Below are 16,234 nucleotides of genomic sequence, written 5' to 3'. Positions count from 1 at the left end.
TTGAAGGAAGAAAAGTAAAAAAAACAGGAGAAAAAGGCAATTTTTCGTTCAAAATCGAACGAAAAATTGTCTTTTTTGATGGCGAGTATATAAAAAAATTAAAAGCTAAGGTTTTTCAGTGCCCTCCGGAAAGGGAGCCGTTTCAACGATTTTCTTACCTATTGAGATTATTGGACAACCCCATCTAGCAAAGTAGAATATAAGGACTTTTCAGTGCCCTCGGCGGGGCGAAGTGGAGGCTAGGCGATTCGTCCGGGGAAAGCGAGTGGCTTTTTCCAAACTTAAATAATCTTAATAATATTTTAAAAGAAAAAAGACTGTAGACAACTCGTTTTGTTGAGTTTGTCTACAGTCTGAAGCATCCACCAAATTGGGTGATTGCTTTATGCATAATCTTAATTTCTTCTTTGACGATTTCTTAAGAACGTTGGAATGTCCAAAGCATCCTCTTGTTGATGGCTAGTTACTTGACGTTCTTGTTGTTTTGGTTGCTCTTCTTTACGTTGCTCACGAATTGGTGTAGTAGTTGCTGCTTGTTGAGCTCTAGCTGAACCAAAACCTGTACTTCTTGGTTGCTTTTGATGAAGTAATTCTTCATTAAATCCAGTTGCAATTACTGTTACAACAATTTCATCTTTTAATTGCTCATTAATAACTGAACCGAAAATCATGTTTACCTCTTCATCTGAAGCGGATGCAACGATATCTGCAGCTTCTTGAACTTCGAATAAGCTTAAATTCGATCCACCAGTAATATTCATTAGTACCCCTGTTGCACCGTCAATGGACGTTTCAAGCAAAGGACTGGAAATTGCTTTTTTAGCAGCCTCTGAAGCACGATTTTCACCACTTGAAATACCAATACCCATAGAAGCTGCACCTTTATTTGCCATGATTGTTTTAACATCTGCGAAGTCCAAGTTTATTAGTCCAGGAACAGCGATTAATTCTGAAATACCTTGAACGCCTTGTCGTAAAACATTATCTGCTTCTCTAAATGCTTCTAGCATTGGTGTATTTTTATCAACAATTTCAAGAAGACGATCGTTTGGAATAACGATAAGTGTATCAACAGATTCTTTCATCATGTTAATTCCACCAACAGCTTGCGTTGAACGTTTACGTCCTTCAAATGTAAACGGACGTGTAACAACACCTACTGTTAATGCACCTATTTCGCGTGCAATTTGAGCAATTACAGGAGCAGCACCTGTACCAGTACCGCCGCCCATTCCAGCTGTAACAAATACCATATCTGCGCCTCTTAATGCCTCTTCTATTTGCTCTTTACTTTCTTCTGCTGCTTTTTTACCCACTTCTGGATTGGCACCTGCTCCAAGACCACGAGTAAGTTTTCCACCAATTTGTAATTTCACCTCTGCTTTTGACATTTTTAATGCTTGAGCGTCTGTATTTACAGCGATAAAATCAACACCTTGTACTCCATGTTCAATCATTCGATTTACAGCGTTATTTCCACCGCCACCTACACCAATAACTTTAATGATGGCTAATTGATCATCGTTTGTCTCAAATTCTAGCATGCTATTGCCTCCTATATTCTTTCAACTATGATAAAGGTTTTGTTATTCGAAAAATTTGTCAAAAAACTTTTTAGCTTTTGAAATTGCACTTTCTTTGTTTTCATTTGTAGATACTTGAGCAGTTTGTTTTTTAGGACTTGAAACTGCTTCACTAAGTGCCATTTGAGATAATGCATGGCTATTTCCAATTTTACCATAGAAAAGATCTTCTTTATAGGCATATCTTATAAGACCAACTGCCGTTGTATATTGGGGTTCACGAACACCAATATAATCTGGTGTATATAATCGGACTCTTGTTTGTAAAATATGTCTTGCAAGCTGCCCTAGACCTTCTAGTTTAGCAACTCCACCTGTAATTACAACTCCACCTGGTAAATCTTGTAGACCCATTCGGTAGAATTCCTCTAACACAAGTTCAAATAACTCTTCTAATCGGACTCCAATAATATCTGCAATATAGCGTTGTGAATATTGCTCTTTCATATCTGCACCAATAACTGGTACTTCGAAAAGTTCATCATCCGATGCGTCATCATAAAATGCATGTCCATATTTTAGTTTAATCATTTCTGCTTGCTCAGTAGGTGTTTTCAAGACAATCGATAAATCCTTTGTTATATGGTCTCCACCTACAGGGATGACAGAAGTGTTTATTAAGTGCCCTTCACTAAAAATGGCAATGGAAGTAGATCCTCCACCAATATCTATATAAGCAGTGCCATGATTTTTTTCATCTTCTGTAAGAGCAAAGTAGCCACCGGCTAAAGATTGTAAATATATTTCTCTTATTTGCAGACCAGCTCGCTCCACACATCTTAACACATTATGTAAAATAGTCTTTGATGTCGTCATCATAATTCCGTCCATTTCTAGACGTGTTCCAATCATTCCACGAGGATCTTTTATTTCATCTAGATGATCTACGATGAATTGCTTAGGTGCAATATTAATAAGCTCTCGTTCAGGAGGGATTGACATTACTTGAGCAGATTCGATTACTCTATCTAAATCAGTATCTGTAATTTCTCGATCTTCACGATTAACAGCTACTACACCTTTTACATTTTGTATGTTTGCTAGATTCGCTGGGACACCAAGTACAATTTCTTGTATGGACATCCCAATCATTCTTTCTGCTTCACCTACAGCCTTTTTAATAGACTGAACTGTTGCATCTATATCTACAATGGACCCTTTACGTATTCCACTTGATTTTACATTTCCTACTCCTATAACATGCAGCGAGTCGTCACTCATTTCTCCAATTAGTACTTTTATGGAAGACGACCCAATGTCCAATGATACGTATAATTCTGACTGATTCAACCCGTGGCACCTCCTATAAAACTCTTTATTTATTATTCTATTGTAAAAAACAGATAAAGTCTAAAATTTTCTAAAGAAATAGTTAATTATTCATTGTGTGTACACAATATTACCTATTCTTTTTTTCTTTCCGACCATTTAGTCAATATAATCCGACGAATAACGGCTATATTTTGGAATAAACGAACTCCAAATGCAAATATGGCAGCCAAATATAAGTCAACTCCAAGATGCACCCCTAAAAATGCTAATGCTGCTGCTAACGCTATATTAAAGAAAAAACCTGATACAAATACTTTATCGTCATAAACTTGCTGTAATTGAGCTCTTATTCCTCCAAATAAAGTATCAAGTGCAGCTAATACTGCTATAGACAAATAACTTTCATAAACATCTGGAATTTGAATGTCCGTTAATAGTCCAAGTGAAATCCCAAGTATAAGTCCTAATAATGGCAGCCACATGTTATGATTCTCCCCCTGGAATTTCTAGTAGAAACTGTTTACTAATCGACTGGTCATACGCAGCTATTTTAACGTTGTTTTCAGGTTCTCCTATAACTAACTTTAAATTATCGATATAAAAGTCATCTCCGATAGCAGAAGCCTCTAATTGATTATACATTTTTTTGGCATCTTCAAACGTTGAGGTTCCAACTTTTATCGTAAATGGAGCAGTCTTTACTGCTAAATTATTTACGGTAGTTTTACCATTTACATCTCTTATTGCAGAAGAGTATATTATTCTTTTACCATCTACTTCAACCGCTCTCGCTTTAAAACGATTGATTTCGTTTATTAAACGAACAAGTAGTTCTGGAGAAATACCATCAATCGCTTGTCCCACTACAATACTTTCAAGTGAAGGCTCTACTTTAATTGTTAGACCAGGACCATTGAACTCTACTAACCCAATTTCTTTTTTTAATTGGCCAACTGTTTCATTCAAAGCAATTTTTGGACTCTCGTACATCATATTCTCATATTTACCTATCGTTTGCTCTAACACACGAACTTCAGATAGTAATTCCGAATGTAATTCTGTTTCTTTTGCAAGCTCTTGACGAATTGCCCAAACATCTCTAGTATCACGGGTCTCTGGATTTTTTACTGTATTGTATTGTACCGCAAGCATAAATCCAACAATCAACAAAATAAATGTAAACCGAATATAGACGGTTTTTTTCATTATTCGGCCTCCTTCACCTTGTTTAGTTTTTGTCGTCTCGTAAAGCAGGCATCGTTATTTTCCCTTTCTCCTCGACAGTTACTACAATATTGTCACTTGCTAATTGGTCCACTACTCCTCCACCAAGATTGACGGAAGCTAATAATACAGCTGGATCTCCAACTGCTTCAATAACGAATGGAGCAGGAAATGTTTTTCCGTCTACTGTAATCACTGGGCCTGTACAACGTATAAAAGAATTTGAATGTAACCTTTGCCCATTTATGGAGATGGCTTCTGCTCCAGAGATTTTCAACTCGTTTATTACTTTAAAAACATGACTTTCATGAACAATATATTCATTCGGATTTTCTTGCGATGGATTATAGGCTCCGTCTTGCAAGGAAACAGCAATTCCCTTTCCTTGAGATGGAATGTCTCCGATTAGTAATCGTAGCATTTCAGCCTCTTTTACTAATTCCTCTACACTTTCTTCACTATTTGCAAATGAATGTTCAAAATCTCTAATTTCTTGTTGCTTTGCATTTATTTCTTCTGTCAGTTCCTTATTTCTTTCTTTTTGTTCTATTAAATCTTCTTTGTATTTTTCTTGCTCATTAAAATAAACCGTATTTGTACTGATTTGATCTCTTTTAGCAGAAGAAATACTATACGAGTAGGCAAGAATAAACCCTAACACTAAACTTACTAAAGAGATTAAAATGAGTCCCCGAGAAGGAATTCTAAGGAGCTTGTTCTTCTTCAACCTCCACCGCCTCCTCTTCTATCTCTTGACTATATACTTCTTTATATGGTTGAAAAAACGTTCCTACTTCTAAGTCGATAATTCCTTTCACATCTGGTTCAAGCTGTGACACGATTGATGGGTAATAATTCATCTTTTCAGAAAACGAAGGTATTATCGCTTGAACTTCGTTTCCATCATTCATAAATACTTGAATAGAATATACATCTTTGTCGGTTGGTGTATAGTTAATTTGCGAAATCGTCTGTAACACTTCTGAATCTAATTCTTCCAACTCTTTAATAAGTCGTATTCTAATTTTTTCGTCGTCAAATCCAGCTAAAATTGGTCCATCTTCAGGAAGAACTTGTCCATCCGTTTCAATATTCTTCCCATTTTCTAAAATAATATGAAGACGATCACCGTTTTCCACATAACCAATTTTTTTATACTCTTCTACTCGAATATCTACTTCTGTTAACCAGTTACGTTTGACATTAACAGATTTTACCCAATCATTTTGTTCTATTAGCTTTGTAATCTTTTGCTCTTTGAAACTCCACATGGAATCACCTAGTTTTAAAGAACTTTGCTCTATGTATTGTTCTTTTGGAACAAGAGATGCGCCACTAACAGAAATTGTTTGAATCTGGCTATACGAAGACTGAAAATAGAGAACTATTAATAATGTTGTGACAAAGAGAAAAAGTAGAATGGAAAACTTTTTATTTGTTCTTCTTCGCCTACGTTCTTTTAGAGTGGGTATTCGATCTTCGATATCTATTACTTTTTCCATTCTACCGCCTCCCTTCTTTTGAAGATTCATTTGCAAGATTTAATATGATACCAATAATTCCCCAAGTCGTAACTAATGAAGAACCACCATAGCTTATAAACGGTAAAGTAACTCCGGTTACTGGAAGCAATCCCGTTACTACCCCCATATTTAAAAACGTTTGTACTGCAAGCAATGAAGTAAAACCGATAATTGTAAATTGTGCAGCTCTTGTTTTCGCCTTGGAAGCTAAAGAGAACCCAGTAGTAAAGAAAATGACAAATGCTGTAATAATGATTAACCCACCTATAAAACCAGTTTCTTCTAATAGAATAGAAAAAATGAAATCATTTTGTGGTTCTGGCAAGTATAAAAACTTTTGTCTACTGTTTCCGTAACCAAATCCAAACAAACCAGCTGGTCCAACAGCGAGTAAAGATTGAATAGCTTGAAATCCTGATCCTAATGGATCTTTCCATGGATCAAGAAATGCTTGAATTCGAACTAAACGGTAGGGAGCAGAAGCGATTAATACTACAAATGCTACAATTCCAGTCATTCCAATAGTGACAAAAAACTTTAATGGTAAACCCGCAGCAAAAAGTAAAAAAAAGGTCGCTACGACTAAAACAAAAGCTGAGCCAAAATCAGGTTGTAGCATGATAAAACTGATAGGTAATAATAATATTAACGCACTTTGAAAATACATTACCTTCTTTGATTTTTTTTCATTTGCCAATGAAAAAGAAACCATACCTAAAACAGCAATTTTGGCAAGCTCTGCTGGCTGGAAATTCATAAAACCTAACGAAATCCAGCTTTGAGATCCATTACGTACAACACCTATTCCGGGTATTAATACACCTATTAAAAATAGAATGGATAGTCCGTATATGATGAACCAGAACTTCGGGAGCCTTACGAAACTTTTATTTCGTATAAATAAGGCTCCTAATATTCCTACTACTAAATAACTTGCCTGTTTGAAAGCAAATGGCACTTGGCCTTTATAATGCACTTCACTCCAATAAGAACCGGCAGAGTGAACAAATAGTATTCCAATAATAGATAAAAACAGGACAGACGATATAAATAGGATCGTTCTTTTATCTTTCGATTACTTCATCCCTTCGTTAATCTTTTAATGCAAATACTTGTTCAATAAACTCATCTCCACGAACCTCAAAGCTTTCGTATTGATCCCAGCTCGCACATGCTGGAGAAAGTAGAATCGTATCTCCTTCTTTTGATAGCTTTACACCTTCTTCAATCGCATCGACTAAGCTAGACACTCTAACGACAGAAGGAATTCCTTGCTGTACTCCAAAACTCTGTAGGCGTTCTGCTGTTTCACCATAGTGAATTAACGCCTTTACATTACTCAAATATGGGATTAATTCATCAAAAGAATGACCTCTATCTACTCCGCCAGCGATTAATATAACTGGCTCTGAAAAGCCTTCTAAAGCGCTTTTCGTAGCTAATGCATTGGTAGCTTTAGAATCGTTATAAAACTTCCTGTTTTTCCACTCACGAACAAACTGAGTACGATGTTTTACACCGTGGAAAGTAGAAAGTACTTTCGTAATACTCTCTAAAGAACAATCCATTAAAAGTGCCGTAGCAGTTGCCGCCAGTACATTTTCTAAATTATGTTTCCCACGAAGTGCTATGATAGAACGTTCAAACAATTTTTCACCGTTCCAATATACAAAGGAATTATCTGCACTTATCCCTTCCTTTGTTTTTCTACTAACATAGAATGGAACTTTCTTTGCTTCACTTTTATCGGCATAAGCGGTCACAATCTCTTGTTCCCCATTATAGATAAACCAATCTGACGCATCTTGCCATCTGGAAATATTGAATTTTGCATCGGTATATTCTTTAAAATCAGTATGATAATCTAAATGAGCTTCATATAAATTTGTTAATACCGCTATTTTGGGTTTAAGCTCCTCTGTACCCATTAGCTGAAAAGATGAGAGTTCTGTTACAATAATATTTTCTTCGGTAGCTTTTTCCGCAACAGCACTTGCCACAGTCCCTATATTGCCTGCAATTAACGGAAGTTTATTTCCAGCTTCTAACATATCAAAGATTAACGTAGTCGTCGTGGTTTTTCCATTAGAACCTGTAATACCAATCATCGGCGCATCACTTATACGGTAAGCTAACTCTACCTCTGTCCAAACAGGAATGCCTCTTTTTTTTGCTTCTGCAATGACTGGATTAGTATAAGGAATACCAGGGTTCTTTACTATAAGACTGAATCCCTCATCTAAAAGATCCTCAGGATGACTACCACATATGACGGTTAGTCCTTTAGATAGTAAATATTGTGCATTTTCGTTTTGTTCAAATGGCTTGGAGTCATTTACAGTTACAAATGCACCTAAATCATGCAAAATCTCCGCAGCAGCTGTACCACTTTTTGCAAGTCCTAATACAAGGATTTTTTTATGATAGACTAACGGCAATTGCTTCATTTTATAAAACCTCCAGGATAACAACAATCATAGCAGCTATAAAACCTATAGCCCAAAATACTGTAACAATTTTTGTTTCAGTCCATCCCGAAAGTTCAAAATGATGGTGGATAGGACTCATTTTGAAAATACGTTTTCCAGTTGTCTTAAAGCTAATTACTTGTAAAATTACTGATAATGTTTCTATTACGAAAATAATTCCTACCAAGAGTAGCAAAAGCTCTTGTTTTACAAGAATAGAAACCATCGCAAGTGCTCCACCTAATGCAAGAGAGCCAGTATCCCCCATAAACACTTTCGCTGGGTTTTTATTAAACAAAAGAAACCCTAGTAATGCCCCAGATACACTAAAAGCAAAGATAGCAATATCCGTTTGTTCATAAGCAAGAGCAAGCACTCCAAACGTTGCAAATGAAACAGATGCAGTTCCGGATACTAATCCATCTAGTCCATCTGAAAGATTTACCGCGTTTGAAAAGCCTACTAGCCAAAAAATTAGAAACGCAACATATAATTGACCTAGAGGAATGTCTAATTCTGTAAATGGAATTCCAACTGTTGTATCAAATGGTCCAAGCTTCAATAAGAAATAAGCGATAACCGAAACAATAATTTGACCTATTAATTTTTGTATAGAAGTTAAGCCAAGATTTCTTTTTAAGACTACTTTAATAAAGTCGTCTAGAAATCCGATTAAACCAAAACCAACTAATATGATTAGCAAAACAATTGTTTGTGTCGTCAACTTATCGAAGTAAAAAGAAATGACTAACGTCGATACTATAATAGATATTAAAAAAATTATTCCACCCATTGTTGGTGTGCCGGCTTTTTTTTGATGCGATTCAGGGCCTTCTTCTCTAATACTTTGACCAAATTTCATCCTTCTTAAATAAGGGATAACAATTGGCGCTAAAATAACAGATAAAAGAAAACTAAAACTAATTGTAATAATCGTTGTAGATAATGTCATGAAAAAATCTCCTTAAATGCGATCAACTAACAATGAATGTACTGTAGTTAATTATTTTGTATAGACATGAATTTTTCCGTCTATTGGTATTAAACTATTTTCTCGGGGTAATTGAGTAAGTATTTCTTCCCCATCACCATGCCAAATTATAGAGAACGGATACATATATTCCGTTATCTCTTTTTTCTTCACCCCTACTAAGTTTGGAACACGTACTTGCGGGATATCCCCCCATCGATATTCTTTTTCAATTTGTTTACCACCACCAGTAACTTCCAGCGAATCCTCGATGATTTGCCCTACTATCGGTGCTGCGATGACCCCTCCAAATTGGGAAGCATGTTTTGGATTATCAATTGCAACATAAACGATTATCTCTGGGTTATCTGCTGGAGCAAAACCAATAAAGGATACAATATACTCCCCATCCATATATCTACCGTTTTGCACTTTTTGTGCAGTTCCTGTTTTACCACCGATTCGTAACTGATCTCTATAAGCATTTCTACCGGATCCTTCAGCTACTACATGTTCGAGTGCATCTCGAACCAATGCTGATGTTTCTTCGCTTATAACCTTATGTTTCATCTCAGGTTCAGTACTCGATAGAACGTCGTTTGAATCACCATCTAAAATATTTTTTACGATGAATGGTTTATATAAATAACCACCATTTATAGCAGCAGCAACAGCTTGCACTTGCTGTATAGGTGTTACGGAAATTCCTTGACCAAACGACGTTGTTGCATGCTCTACAGGTCCATACGAATCTTTACTAAATAGGATACCCGTTGATTCTCCAGCCATTCCAGATCCTGTCGACTGACCAAAACCAAATTTACGTATGTAATCCGATAGTTTATCCGGACCAACTCTTCTTCCAAGCTCAATAAATCCTGGATTACATGAATTTTCCACAACTTCTAAGAAGGACTGGTTCCCATGGCCTTCTCTTTTCCAGCATCGAAGTTTTGCTCCTTCTACCATTGAATATCCAATATCATGAAAATGATCTTTTTCTAGATCCACTACCTTCTCCTCTAGAGCAGCACTTAAAGTTATTATTTTAAATGTGGATCCGGGTTCAAATGTCATCCAAACTGGTAAATTACGATTATAAATAGTAGAATCCACTTCTTGATAAGAAGCGGGGTCAAAATTTGGTGAAGAAGCAAGTGCAAGTATTTCTCCAGTGTTAGGATTCATTGCTATACCAATTGCTTGAGTTGCATCGTACTTTTGCATCGCTTGTGAAAGTTCTCTTTCCACAACTTGCTGAATTTTCATATCAATTGTTAATTGGACATGATTACCAGTAACACCATTTTTCCATCCATCATCTACATGTGGTAAAGGTACACCTTTAGCATCTGTGAACATACGTATTGCAGAAGACTTTCCCTTTAATATGGAATCATATTGATATTCAATTCCAGCAAGACCTTGGGCATCATATCCAGTAAAACCTATCAATCTGGAAAGCATATTTCCGTGCGGGTAGTCTCGTATATAATCAATACCCGCGTACAAGCCCTTAATATTCTTGTCTTGTATTTCCATCGCAAGTTCTGAAGAAATATTCTTGCCTTTCGGCGCTATCTTTATCAAATAATTATTTTTATCTATTTGTTCCAATAACGCATTTTTTTCCATATTAATTAGTGGTGCAATTTGTTCTGCTACTTTCTCTGGTTCATCATTTTGAGAGGGCATATAAAATAGGGTTGGCGCAAGTTTGTTGCCAACAATTACTTCCCCGTTTCTATCTAAAATATTTCCTCGGAGCGAAGCATATGGTAGTTCCCTATCCCAGCTTTCTTTTGCCTTTGTCGTTAGTTCGTCGAATTGAAAGAATTGAAGCTGTACTAATTTCAAAACGACCGACAAAAATAGTAAAATCGTAATCACCCAAATAACTCGGAGACGCAATATTTCTTTTACCTTTGAAATTACATTTTCCCCTTTTATTCGTTTTAGATAACTTATGAGTAAATGCCACTAACTATTCTATCATTTTAGTCTTGAGGTGGCATTTCCATATTTTCCCCTTCCTCTGGAGGAATCGTTGTTTGTGTTTCCTCAGGTGTTGATAATCGAACAACGACAGGGGTATTATCTGAAACAACTGAACCAGCAGTAAGACTTTGACTTGTTACAAAACCTTCGCCGATAATTTCAATTGGTATATTGGATATGGACTTGTAAATGAGTAAATTTCGTTTAGACCAACCAGAAAAGTTTGGAAGTTGTATCTCACCCTCGCCCTTAAGAAACACAGTACCACTTGATAGAATAGAAGTTCCTGCAGTTGGAAATTGTTCCAAAACATTTTCTGACTGTCCAACAACAACTGTTTTCAATCCTTGTGCTTCAAGACTACGTTGACTTTCAATGACGTTCTTCCCTACTGTATTTGGCATTTTAATGGGAGCAGATACTTCCAAATTTTCAGGTTGAATATTTAAATACTTTAAGCTGTTTTCTGTAACAGAATTAAAAATATCTGAAACGGGTGCTGACCCTACTTCGGTATCTTCTAAATCAGGTTTATGAACTGCTACATATACAATCAATTGCGGATCTTCCACAGGTGCCATTCCTAAAAAAGAATATAAAAACAATTTACGCCCCCAATAGTAACCTCCGCCTGGTTTAGCTATTTGCGCTGTTCCAGTCTTACCAGCTGTAGTATATTCATTTAACTTAAAACGTTTACCTGTACCATGCTCAGAAGTAACGGTACTAGCTAAAATTTCTTTTACTTGATCAGCGGTTTTGGCAGAAATAGGCGATTCTTTTTCTGTTGGCTTATGATCAAGAACTACTTCTCCCGTATTTGGATTTACTATTTTATCAATTACGTACGGCTGCATCATTTTGCCTTTATTGGCAATAGAAGTCATTGCTTGGACTAATTGAATAGGCGTAACGGTCGTGCCTTGCCCGTAAGTTGTAGTTACTCTATTAATAGGATACTGGTCACTTACTGTTCCACTTGCTTCATTTGGTAAGTCAATTCCAGTTTTTTCTCCAAAACCAAATCGGTGAATATACTCAATAAATGTTTCATCTCCAATTCGATTTAGTAAATACGCCATCGAAACGTTGGAGGAACGTTGGAAACCTTCCAAATAACTTATCTCTCCCCAACCATAAACATTATGATCACGGATTGTTCTATCATGAACCTTATAAGATCCTGATTTAAATGTAGCATTTGGATCCCATACTCCTTCTTCAATAGCTGATGCTAAAGTGAAGATTTTCATCGTAGAACCTGGTTCAATTGTTTGCTCAGTTGCTTCGTTTAACCAATTCGTAGATAAACCGTTTCTCGTATTTGGTTCAAATGTCGGTCTTTGAGACATTGCAAGAATTTCGCCGGTTTTTGGGTTTGCTACAATAGCTGTCATTCTTTCAGGGTTATACTTCTCTTGTGCTTTATTCATAGCATCTTCCAAAAAGTTTTGGATTGTTGTATCGATCGTCAAATAAATATTGTCACCGTCTTGAGGTTCGGTCACCATTTTTTCAGCGTTTGGCAATAAAAAACCTTTTGTATCACTTTTAAATTCTACTTTACCCGGTGACCCTGTTAACTCTTTATCGTAAATATACTCAAGACCCATTTTCCCAACAGGAATTGTCTCACCATCTTCTTGTTCTTCTTTTAATGCAAAGCCAATTAGATGTGATGCAAATTGACCATTTGGATAGAGCCTTTTCATATCTTGAATAAAAATAACGCCAGGTAATTTATGACTTTTTATTTCATTCATAACTTTATGGCTAATATCTCTACCCGCTTTGCCGAATTCCACTTGATATTTTTCTGCTTTGATACTTTTGTTTAGTAAATCTATTATTTCTTCCTCTGTCATATCAATATATTCCGATAATACTTGTGCTGTTTTCTCCGGATCTATTACGTGTCTTGGAGTTTTACTATTATTGGTTGCTTCTGGACTAATAACAGCAATCATCTTATAGCTAAGTGTATCTTCTACTATTATATCTCCATTACGATCGATAATTTTCCCTCTACTAGCTTGCAAAAATTGTTCTCTACTATACTTTGACTCTGCTTTTGTTGATAGTTCTTGCCCTTCTGCTGTTCCTGTTACTTGAATAAAAAGAAATCGACTTAACAATATAAAAAAGAGCCCTCCATATAGTAAAAACATTAGAAAGGCTCCCCATTGAAAACGAAATTTCTTATTCATTGTCCTGGTACTACCTTTACGTTTTGCTCATTTAATTTCAATCCGAGCTCTTCCGCCTTTTTCCAAATACGCTCATAGGTAGATAATTCGCTTACTTGTATGGACAAGTCTGTATTTTCTTTTGAAGTTTGGTCGATTTGCGTTTCTATACGAGAAATATCCGTTGTTGTTGCACGAACAGCAGTTTGGGATTGAATAACCATTAAAGCAAGGATAGTCACAATAGACAGTACCCCGATGAAAAGGATTCTTTCACCTTTAGTTAATATTTTCTTTATTTGTTTTGCCGGCTTCTTAATATGTGGTTGTTCAGGAGAAGAAGGCCGAGTTATGTACGTTTGAGACTGATGCTTACGTAATGCCATTTAAACACTTCCCTTTTCATTAATTTTTTCCACAATTCTTAGCTTAGCTGACCTAGATCGATTATTTTCTTCGAGTTCTTCTTCCGAAGGTAAAATTGGTTTTCTTGTAACGAGTTTTAACAAAGGCTCCATACCCGCCGGAATAATTGGTAAGTTTGGAGGTAATTCTGGTAAAGAAGATGCTTCTTTAAAAATTGTTTTGGTTAATCTGTCTTCTAAAGAATGAAATGTAATGACGCTTATTCTTCCACCAACACTAATCACTCTAATAGCATCTTCTATAGACTCTTCTGCTGCTCCTAATTCATCATTTACAGCAATTCGAATCGCTTGAAAAATTCTTTTCGCAGGATGCCCACCCGTTCGCCTTGCTGCAGCAGGTATTCCAGCTTTTATTAAGTCTACTAGTTGGAAAGTTGTTTCAATTGGAGATACTTCCCTAGCTTGTTCGATTTTTCGAGCAATTTGCTTCGAAAATTTTTCTTCTCCGTATCGGAAAAATATCTTAACAAGCTTTTCATACGGCCAATCGTTTACAACGTGAAAAGCTGTTAACTCACTCGATTGATCCATTCTCATATCTAAAGGAGCATCGTAATTGTAACTAAAACCACGTTCTGGAGTATCCAGTTGTGGAGAAGAAACTCCAAGGTCATATAAAATTCCATCCACTTTTTCAATACCTATATTAGCGAGTTCTTCTTTTAGAAATCGAAAGTTTGCATGAACAAACGTAACTTTATCTAAATATGGAGCAAGTCTATTTTTGGCATTTTCAATAGCAGTCATGTCTTGATCAAAACAAATTAACCTACCACTTTCACCTAATTGTCGGACTAAATATTCACTATGTCCTGCACCTCCAAGTGTACAGTCCACATAAATTCCATCTGGACGAACGGCAAGTCCATCTACCGTTTCCTTTAATAATACTGTTGTGTGATGAAACAAGCCTTTTTCCTCCTCTTAATCAAATTCACTTTGTTCAGCTCCGAAGACCGTGCTTTTCTGCGTAACTTATATATCAAAGCCAATCATATTTTCTGCAATATCATTGAAAGAATCCTCAGATTCTTCGAAGTAATTTTCCCAAGCATCCTTCGCCCATATTTCTAGACGATTAGAGACGCCGAGTACGATACATTCCTTGTCCATCTTTGCGTAACTACGAAGATTGCTCGGAATATTAATACGCCCTTGTTTGTCGATCTCAACTTCTGTTGCACCGGAAAAGAAAAAACGAGTAAATGCTCGAGCATCTTTTTTTGTAACTGGAAGTTCTTTTAATTTTTCTTCGAGCTTTCGCCATTCATTCATAGGATAACCAAATAAGCAATTATCAAGACCGCGTGTTAAAACAAAACAATCTTCCAAATGCTCTCGAAATTTAGAAGGTATGATTAACCTGCCTTTCGAGTCAACGTTGTGTTGATATTCTCCCATGAACATGGTACTCACCCCACTTTATGACAATAACATACCACATCCCCCCACTTTCCTCCACTCATTTTTGAAAAATTATACTTTTATTTTTCAAAATGTGTAAATAGTACTTGTTGAGACAAAAGAAATAAATAAACTTTAATTCAAACAGAGAAAATACAATATATTTTACCTATGAACAAAAGTGAATTTGTTTCGATAGCTCTGTCAAGATAACGACGGATTCTAAGCAGTAAACCTGACCAGATCAATCGAAAATAGTAGAAGTAACAAAGTAAATTACCGACAGACACATTCTTCTGCAACGATCTTGCGCAAGAGCAACATCTTTTAAAAGCAATTCTGCTCCTATACTGCGATTAAGGACACTGAAAGAATCCTTATTATTCGACGTCGCCAGATGTGGTTAATCAATATTCCAATAAATAAGAAAATCGTTGAAAGCTCCCTTTCCGCGGGCGTTGCCTCAGCCTCCTCGCTACGAGGGCACTGAAAAACTCGAATTAGTATTTTTGTAGGAACAATTTGCTGTATTTACTTAAGAGAATTTAGCGCGCCGCATGAGACTCCTGCGGGAAAGCGAGACAGACGAGACCCCGCACGAAGCAGAGCGAAGGAGGAGGCTCGTCGCTCGCCCGCGGAAAGCGAATGCCAAAGCGATAAATTCTCCTAGGACTATTTGATAGAAAATTTATTAGAATAACACTTTTTCAGTGCCCTTCCTCGCTTCGCTGCGGGGTCTTCGACTAACGCTATTCCCGTAGGAGTGTCGCCTTTTTCAACGATTTTCTAGAAATGAATAAGTAATTATTTTAAAGAATAGTTAGTAGCAAGGAGGAGGCTTGGCGATTCCTCCGAGGAAAGGAAAGCGAGTGACTTCTTACTTCCTCAATTAGTATTCAGTCGATTTTATATAAAATAAACTTTAATATTCCAATAAATAAGAAAATCGTTGAAACGGCTCCCTTTCAGCGACTGAAGAGTCTCAAGTCACGCTCGCGGAAAGCGTTCGCCCACAGTTGAAATCGACTGCCTTCAATCTTTATTCCATTTCAAATAAAACATACTAAGATTAGTAGTGCAGACCAAGGCATTGGTTCGTACTACTATTTTTTATATAGTAAAAGTGAAGAATAGGTCGAAGTCTTTTTGGGATCTTGAATCCGTTATTAAAACAGACC

15 protein-coding genes are annotated in these 16,234 nt (G+C 36.4%); 1 reads left to right on the top strand and 14 read right to left on the bottom strand.

Going from position 1 to position 16,234, the window contains the following annotated elements:
• A partial coding sequence (locus FG384_RS20065; protein ID WP_205961832.1) for a hypothetical protein occupies nucleotides 1–188 on the top strand: 188 nt, incomplete at its 5' end.
• 207 nt (nucleotides 189–395) lie between these two features.
• Here the strand turns inward: FG384_RS20065 and ftsZ are convergent.
• The 14 genes from ftsZ to mraZ form a co-directional block, all read right to left on the bottom strand.
• Entirely contained in the window at nucleotides 396–1,544 is a 1,149-nt protein-coding gene (ftsZ, locus tag FG384_RS18685; protein WP_142644202.1) for a cell division protein FtsZ, read from the bottom strand.
• Between the two features lie 42 nt (nucleotides 1,545–1,586).
• Nucleotides 1,587–2,873, bottom strand: coding sequence for a cell division protein FtsA (gene ftsA, locus FG384_RS18680; RefSeq protein ID WP_142644201.1), 1,287 nt, complete (start codon nucleotides 2,871–2,873; stop codon nucleotides 1,587–1,589).
• 113 nt (nucleotides 2,874–2,986) lie between these two features.
• Entirely contained in the window at nucleotides 2,987–3,337 is a 351-nt protein-coding gene (locus FG384_RS18675; RefSeq protein ID WP_142644200.1) for a small basic family protein, read from the bottom strand.
• A 1-nt stretch (nucleotide 3,338) separates the two neighbouring features.
• The gene (locus FG384_RS18670; RefSeq protein ID WP_142644199.1) at nucleotides 3,339–4,061 is read right to left on the bottom strand and encodes a DUF881 domain-containing protein; all 723 of its coding nucleotides are present in this window, start codon (nucleotides 4,059–4,061) and stop codon (nucleotides 3,339–3,341) included.
• 22 nt (nucleotides 4,062–4,083) lie between these two features.
• Complete coding sequence (locus FG384_RS18665) at nucleotides 4,084–4,806, bottom strand: DUF881 domain-containing protein (protein ID WP_142644198.1); 723 nt, start codon at nucleotides 4,804–4,806, stop codon at nucleotides 4,084–4,086.
• A complete protein-coding gene (locus FG384_RS18660) occupies nucleotides 4,784–5,581 on the bottom strand; it encodes a cell division protein FtsQ/DivIB (protein WP_142644197.1) in 798 nt (265 codons plus the stop codon). Before FG384_RS18660 ends, FG384_RS18665 begins: the two co-directional genes overlap by 23 nt.
• Nucleotide 5,582: 1 nt before the next feature.
• Nucleotides 5,583–6,650 carry an FtsW/RodA/SpoVE family cell cycle protein gene (locus tag FG384_RS18655; protein WP_338101362.1) on the bottom strand — a complete coding sequence of 356 codons (1,068 nt, stop codon included), beginning with the start codon at nucleotides 6,648–6,650 and terminating at the stop codon, nucleotides 5,583–5,585.
• 43 nt (nucleotides 6,651–6,693) lie between these two features.
• Nucleotides 6,694–8,049, bottom strand: coding sequence for a UDP-N-acetylmuramoyl-L-alanine--D-glutamate ligase (gene murD, locus FG384_RS18650; RefSeq protein ID WP_142644196.1), 1,356 nt, complete (start codon nucleotides 8,047–8,049; stop codon nucleotides 6,694–6,696).
• A gap of 1 nt (nucleotide 8,050) precedes the next feature.
• A complete protein-coding gene (gene mraY, locus FG384_RS18645) occupies nucleotides 8,051–9,022 on the bottom strand; it encodes a phospho-N-acetylmuramoyl-pentapeptide-transferase (protein ID WP_142644195.1) in 972 nt (323 codons plus the stop codon).
• A 51-nt stretch (nucleotides 9,023–9,073) separates the two neighbouring features.
• A complete protein-coding gene (locus FG384_RS18640) occupies nucleotides 9,074–10,972 on the bottom strand; it encodes a penicillin-binding transpeptidase domain-containing protein (RefSeq protein WP_142644194.1) in 1,899 nt (632 codons plus the stop codon).
• Between the two features lie 65 nt (nucleotides 10,973–11,037).
• Nucleotides 11,038–13,206: a penicillin-binding protein gene (locus tag FG384_RS18635; RefSeq protein WP_142644193.1), complete on the bottom strand. Its 2,169-nt coding sequence runs from the start codon at nucleotides 13,204–13,206 to the stop codon at nucleotides 11,038–11,040.
• Nucleotides 13,207–13,241: 35 nt separating this feature from the next.
• On the bottom strand, nucleotides 13,242–13,610 hold the full coding sequence (ftsL, locus tag FG384_RS18630) for a cell division protein FtsL (protein WP_142644192.1): 369 nt from the start codon (nucleotides 13,608–13,610) through the stop codon (nucleotides 13,242–13,244).
• A complete protein-coding gene (gene rsmH, locus FG384_RS18625) occupies nucleotides 13,611–14,561 on the bottom strand; it encodes a 16S rRNA (cytosine(1402)-N(4))-methyltransferase RsmH (protein WP_142644191.1) in 951 nt (316 codons plus the stop codon). It abuts the gene before it with no gap.
• Nucleotides 14,562–14,627: 66 nt separating this feature from the next.
• Complete coding sequence (gene mraZ / locus FG384_RS18620) at nucleotides 14,628–15,059, bottom strand: division/cell wall cluster transcriptional repressor MraZ (protein ID WP_142644190.1); 432 nt, start codon at nucleotides 15,057–15,059, stop codon at nucleotides 14,628–14,630.
• Between the last annotated feature and the right edge of the window lie 1,175 nt (nucleotides 15,060–16,234).

Origin of the sequence: Psychrobacillus vulpis, from assembly GCF_006861825.1 — a bacterium.
GTDB lineage: Bacteria > Bacillota > Bacilli > Bacillales_A > Planococcaceae > Psychrobacillus > Psychrobacillus vulpis.
Note: the sequence above shows the minus strand (reverse complement) of the source record. Positions and strands in the feature narration are given on the sequence as shown.

Bases quoted from the DNA above. Each gene is read 5' to 3' on its own strand.
- ftsZ (WP_142644202.1), bottom strand. From the start codon at position 1,544: ATGCTAGAATTTGAGACAAACGATGATCAATTAGCCATCATTAAAGTT.
- FG384_RS18675 (WP_142644200.1), bottom strand. From the start codon at position 3,337: ATGTGGCTGCCATTATTAGGACTTATACTTGGGATTTCACTTGGACTA.
- FG384_RS18670 (WP_142644199.1), bottom strand. From the start codon at position 4,061: ATGAAAAAAACCGTCTATATTCGGTTTACATTTATTTTGTTGATTGTT.
- FG384_RS18660 (WP_142644197.1), bottom strand. From the start codon at position 5,581: ATGGAAAAAGTAATAGATATCGAAGATCGAATACCCACTCTAAAAGAA.
- murD (WP_142644196.1), bottom strand. From the start codon at position 8,049: ATGAAGCAATTGCCGTTAGTCTATCATAAAAAAATCCTTGTATTAGGA.
- mraY (WP_142644195.1), bottom strand. From the start codon at position 9,022: ATGACATTATCTACAACGATTATTACAATTAGTTTTAGTTTTCTTTTA.
- FG384_RS18635 (WP_142644193.1), bottom strand. From the start codon at position 13,206: ATGTTTTTACTATATGGAGGGCTCTTTTTTATATTGTTAAGTCGATTT.
- ftsL (WP_142644192.1), bottom strand. From the start codon at position 13,610: ATGGCATTACGTAAGCATCAGTCTCAAACGTACATAACTCGGCCTTCT.
- mraZ (WP_142644190.1), bottom strand. From the start codon at position 15,059: ATGTTCATGGGAGAATATCAACACAACGTTGACTCGAAAGGCAGGTTA.